Origin of the sequence: Piscirickettsia salmonis LF-89 = ATCC VR-1361, assembly GCF_000297215.2 — a bacterium.
Taxonomy (GTDB): Bacteria; Pseudomonadota; Gammaproteobacteria; order Piscirickettsiales; family Piscirickettsiaceae; genus Piscirickettsia; species Piscirickettsia salmonis.
Genome location: NZ_AMFF02000184.1, coordinates 1 through 4917 on the forward strand (window position 1 = coordinate 1; position 4917 = coordinate 4917).

8 protein-coding genes are annotated in these 4917 nt (G+C 31.8%); 7 read left to right on the forward strand and 1 reads right to left on the reverse strand.

All coding sequences use genetic code 11. The features are described 5' to 3' along the window. Positions 1-341 precede the first annotated feature (341 nt). From C200_RS12960 to C200_RS12980, 5 genes are all read left to right on the forward strand, one after another. The gene (locus C200_RS12960) at positions 342-581 is read left to right on the forward strand and encodes a hypothetical protein (protein WP_016211646.1); all 240 of its coding nucleotides are present in this window, start codon (positions 342-344) and stop codon (positions 579-581) included. Next, positions 574-927, forward strand: a complete 354-nt coding sequence (locus C200_RS12965) for a type II toxin-antitoxin system HicB family antitoxin (protein WP_016211642.1) — start codon at positions 574-576, stop codon at positions 925-927. The genes C200_RS12960 and C200_RS12965 overlap by 8 nt, the downstream gene beginning before the upstream one ends. Positions 928-1236: 309 nt before the next feature. Beyond that, positions 1237-1830, forward strand: coding sequence for a methyltransferase domain-containing protein (locus tag C200_RS12970; RefSeq protein WP_016211643.1), 594 nt, complete (start codon positions 1237-1239; stop codon positions 1828-1830). A gap of 4 nt (positions 1831-1834) precedes the next feature. After that, the gene (locus C200_RS12975; protein WP_016211641.1) at positions 1835-2290 is read left to right on the forward strand and encodes a hypothetical protein; all 456 of its coding nucleotides are present in this window, start codon (positions 1835-1837) and stop codon (positions 2288-2290) included. 22 nt (positions 2291-2312) lie between these two features. Continuing rightward, complete coding sequence (locus C200_RS12980; RefSeq protein ID WP_016211645.1) at positions 2313-3062, forward strand: queuosine precursor transporter; 750 nt, start codon at positions 2313-2315, stop codon at positions 3060-3062. Positions 3063-3093: 31 nt separating this feature from the next. On the opposite strand, the gene C200_RS12985 is transcribed toward C200_RS12980, so the two are convergent. Further along, the gene (locus C200_RS12985) at positions 3094-3696 is read right to left on the reverse strand and encodes a LexA family transcriptional regulator (protein ID WP_016211640.1); all 603 of its coding nucleotides are present in this window, start codon (positions 3694-3696) and stop codon (positions 3094-3096) included. A gap of 379 nt (positions 3697-4075) precedes the next feature. Here C200_RS12985 and C200_RS12995 point away from each other — a divergent pair, with 379 nt between their 5' ends. Then, positions 4076-4378: a hypothetical protein gene (locus C200_RS12995; protein WP_016211639.1), complete on the forward strand. Its 303-nt coding sequence runs from the start codon at positions 4076-4078 to the stop codon at positions 4376-4378. 114 nt (positions 4379-4492) lie between these two features. Then, positions 4493-4759 carry a hypothetical protein gene (locus tag C200_RS13000; RefSeq protein WP_016211644.1) on the forward strand — a complete coding sequence of 89 codons (267 nt, stop codon included), beginning with the start codon at positions 4493-4495 and terminating at the stop codon, positions 4757-4759. Positions 4760-4917 lie beyond the last annotated feature (158 nt).

Below are 4917 nucleotides of genomic sequence, written 5' to 3' on the forward strand. Positions count from 1 at the left end.
CTGTATGGATATGAACTCTCTACTCGGTGTTGTACTTCAGATGACGGAGGGCGAACACAAGAAAATAACCTTTCTGAAGCTCACTATAATTTTTCGCAACAGTGCCAAAAATAGAGCATACATTGAACACCAGAAGAAGAGCGAGTTTGAATTATCGCTCACCTAATCATGTTTTTTTAGAGTATTTGATGGCGGCTTAGTATAGAGTAGTGTTGCACTTCAGATGACGGAGGGCGACTACCTTTAGTATATATTGTTAAAAATATACTATTAATGATTTTCTTTGAAAAAGCTTTGAACTATACTATTATAGTGGTATCAAATACGGTACCGAGATAGAAATGGGTAAAATTGATAAACTGCTCGAGAAAATGAAAACTAACCCCGCCGGGTGGACAATTAGTGACTTGTATCGTGTAGCTGGTCAATATGGTGTGGTTTATAGAGAGGGTAAAGGTAGTCATGTCGTCTTTAATTTTGGATATGTTGTTTTAACTGTTCCATCAAAGCGACCAATTAAACCTATATATGTGAAGAAGTTTGTTGCGTTAATTGAAGATCAGGGGAATAAGTATGATTAACTTAGATTATCCATTTAATGTACATCGGTTAAAAGAAGAAGATGGGGGTGGTTATTTAGTTGAGTTTCCCGATTTACCTGGATGCACCGCGGATGGTGAGACGATTGAAGAAGCTATTGCCGACGCTAAAGAAGCTTGTTCATCATGGATAGAGGCTGCTCGAGAGTTTGGCCGTGAAGTACCTCAACCAAAGTCAGACAATGACTTTAGTGGGCAGTGGCGAGTAAGAACACCTAAAAGTTTGCATGCTGCTTTGTCACGTAAAGCCAAAGAAGAGAATGTAAGCTTAAATACATTGGTTGTCTCTTTGCTGGCTGAAGGAATTGGTAAAAAGCAAATTGTTTAAAACTCAGTTGTTTTCCAACAAAAATGACAATTAGTTTATTATAATAAACTATGTTATCAACATAAGGCCTTAATCAATCTAAATTTTCGTCAGCTATTGATAAATTTTTTTATTCTTATTAGAATACAGCGATTGTTAGATATTCAATAAGGCTTGAAATGGATATTTCTTGTGCCTCTATAACAGGGGATGATCTCAATAGCGATCAAATGATTAAAGCTAAGAAATAATAAAGGGTATATTATTAATCGCACTGATCCTATTTCAGAAAGATTTATTAACTACTGTAAGTCAAGATCCATGCGAGTTATGGAAGTTGCAGCAGGGTATGGTTATATTTCTGAAAAAGTATACCCCTTTTCTAAAAGACTGACTATAAATGATTTGGATGAGAAGCCACTGATTAGTTTTAAATCGAAGTTTTCTGACACATCTAAACTTTGTATTGTTAGTGGTAATATATTGGATTGTAGTTTTGAAGAAAATTCACTAGATGCAATATTTTGTAGTCGATTAATACACTTTTTTAATCCAGATGAAGTCAAAGTTTTTTTTGAGAATTGTCATAAATGGTTAAGTCAGCACGGGAAGTTGTTTTTAACATGTGAAACGCCATATTTAAATAACTGGAAGTCGTTTATACCTGTCTTCGAACTTAAAAAAAATAATGGGATAAAATTTCCTGGTTATGTTACTCAGATTTCTGATTATGAAAGTTTAGGTCATTCAGAAAATCTTCCTAAATATATGAATTTTTTTGATGACGATGTCTTAGAAACAGTTGTTAATCAGTTTAATTTTAAAGTTGATGAATGTTTTCTTTTTTCAAGAAAAGGATTTCTTCCTGATGAGATTACTTTTGATGGTAGAGAAAGTGTTGGATTAATTGCTGAAAAGGTTTAACTCTATGAAACCAATGAAGGTTATTAGAAGTGTTAAAGAGAATTTAATTGAATTTGTTAATGATAAAGTAGATTTGTGTAAATTAATAAATTTTAGATTCGATTATAAAAAAATGGAAGTAGTGTTAATTTTAAAAATAGCAGCCTCACCAATTCCCTTTGAGATGACTGCTGTTGAAATTGCTAGTTGTGATCATTGGATAAATCAATTTAGTCGTCTGGAAGTTAGGTTGATCACTTATCTTGCTTGTTGTGAACTGAATGATTTAATGCCATTAATGTTAATTTCTCATAGAGTTGATAGTGGAAAAGTTATATTAACGTTTTTTGACAATGAGTCTAAAAGCAGTCTTGATACTGATATAGAAGATTTCGTTAAGAATGAAATGTATATGTCTAGAGTAAAAAATGACCAAAAAAATGTGATTTGGTATTTATATGGATTAAATAAGAATAAATAGAACTCTGTTAAGTGGTAAGATAATGAATATTATATCATCTTTATTTAGATTTTCAGATACTAGTGATAGTATTTTTTCTAAAAATAGAAAAGATACTTACAAATACTCTGGATTACTTCTCACTATTTATATTTCAACAGTGATCATTACTCAAGTCTTAGCTGTTAGAATTACTAGCCTGGCTGGAGTTATATTGCCTGGAGGAATATTTATTTTTCCATTAACATTTGTTATTAATGCAGTTGCAGGTGAAGTTTATGGTTATAGTGAACCAAAAAAATTTATCTGGCTAGGGTTTCTTTCTGAAATAATGTTTGCAGGTGTAACATATGCAGTGACACATATGAGTTATCCAAGTTATTTTAAAGAATCTCAAGCATACAACATTGTTTTAGATCCTGCTTTTAGATATGCATTTTCTAGCTTAATAGGTATTTTTGTTGGTGAATTTATTAATATATATATCTTATCTAAGATGAAAATATTAATGCAAGGGAAAAATTTTCTGCTTCGTTTTTTAATATCGAATGCAATTGGCCAACTATTTCTTTCATTTATTGTAGATATTCTTATATTTTTTGGAAAAATAACGGTTGCTCAATTTTTTAAGATTGCCTTTGATGGGTATTTTTGGAAAGTTATGATAGCTATAATAATATCATTTCCAATGTGGTATATGATAAAATGGCTAAAGAGATCTGAGAAAGTCGATGTTTATGATTACAATACAAACTATAATCCTTTTTCTATTAGAACAATGAAGACAAGTTGATTTGGTAGTTTGTCTTTTAAAAAGAATATGACTATAGTTTTAGCTCTACAGAAATGGTGACAACTAATATTCTATTTTTTTTGGTCATTTCTTTTTTAATTCCATCGAACTTTGGGTTAAGCAGCTCATAATATTTAGTATCTCCAGCATCTAAGTATCTTCTTAATAGGATGTTTTTTCCGACTAGTAGTAATATATAATCACCATCCCTTGCTTCTTTTGATGGGTCTATGATCAGTAATGAGTCTATTGGTATTATAGGCGACATCGAGCTGTCTTTCTGTTCCGTTGCGAAGCATTTATTTGTCACATTCTTTGCATTTGACCAAACATAGCGTATTGGTTTTTCCTTTTTAATTGATGTTATATCATCAATATTGTACATAGGGATTTTTACAGTTTTATCTAAAGAGTCAATTGATATTTCTGTAAAGAGGTCTCCAACTTTTATTCCAAGGCAAGCGGCTATTTCTAATACTGTTGAGACTCTTGGGTTTGGGGTTTCTCCACTTAAAATTTTATTAATAACTGATTGAGGTACATTGGAGTTTTTATATAGATATGCCTGCGTTAGGCCTCTATATTCTAAAATCATCTTAATATTTTTTATCAATAAATTATTACTGCTCATCATATTGTCATTTTTACTTCCTATAGGAAGTAAATCATACCATGATTTTAGTGATTTATCATTGATAAAAAAATCAAATTAATGTATATTTTATTCTAATTAGAATAGTTAAGTGCCTGTAAATCATAAATGTTTATGGGTTGTATTTTCAGGATGAAATGAGTAGTGAAAACATATACTGTAATTACAGCTTATGCTAAGGCATGTAGATATATTATTAATTCTAGTGATAGTCAAATGGATAACCAAGCCATACTTTTTGCAGCACGCAAAACTTGGGGGTGGTCAGGGAGGTTAAGTCAAAACTCTATCAACTCTTTTGCTATTTTTAATCATGCTTACCAAACAGCCTTAAAAATATACTCACCACAATAGGATGCCTATGGATAAAAAACAAGCGAAGACAATAGCTGATGTTATTGTTAACGAGGAAGTGATGCCTTTTTTACGTTCATTAGAACCAAAAATGATTAGCGATGAGGTGTTTTTATCGTTTTGCCAAACCATCATTTTAACTACAACTAAAGCTATGCATGACTTTTGCGTGAGTTATCATGACTTTGAACATAAAGAAATTTGGTTGGAAGGCGTGAAAGGTAAAATCCTTCAGGGGGTGGATAAGTTCTTTAATGCAGAAAGTGACCAGCCTGATTTAAAAATAATGCCAAAAACTTTTTTTCAATAATTTGTGATTTTGGTCGTCAATTGGTCGTTTGTTTTGTAAGGGGTGAGGTATTCTACTTAAAACTTGGAGGTTTTTATGAGTAGATGTAGTTGGACACTAGAGGAAACGTCGATCATGTTAGAGTATTACCTGAATAAAACAGCAAAAGAGATGATGACCTTATTACCTGGAAGGAACCTTGATCAAATATATAGTAAAGCGAAACGCATGGGACTGACGTCAATTCAAAAAGAGTTACCAGTAGCCACTTCAAATTTAAATAACAATATAATTGAAGTTGACCTTTCTTCTACAGAAGGGGTGATCAGGCTTGTAAAATGCTTTAACGAGCTTGGTTTTAAATTTGTTGTTAAGCCAATGATTCAAGTGAAATTAGCATAACCATTTTATAGATCAATTTTTCTGTAAGTAGATTTTTTTAACTTATATGCGAAATATAAGCAGATGTTTTGTGGGCACTGTTGCAAAAAATTTAGATTTGAGTAGGGTGTAGCAATCAACGGAAGTTAAGAAGGAAATGCCGGGGGGAAGACGTAAAC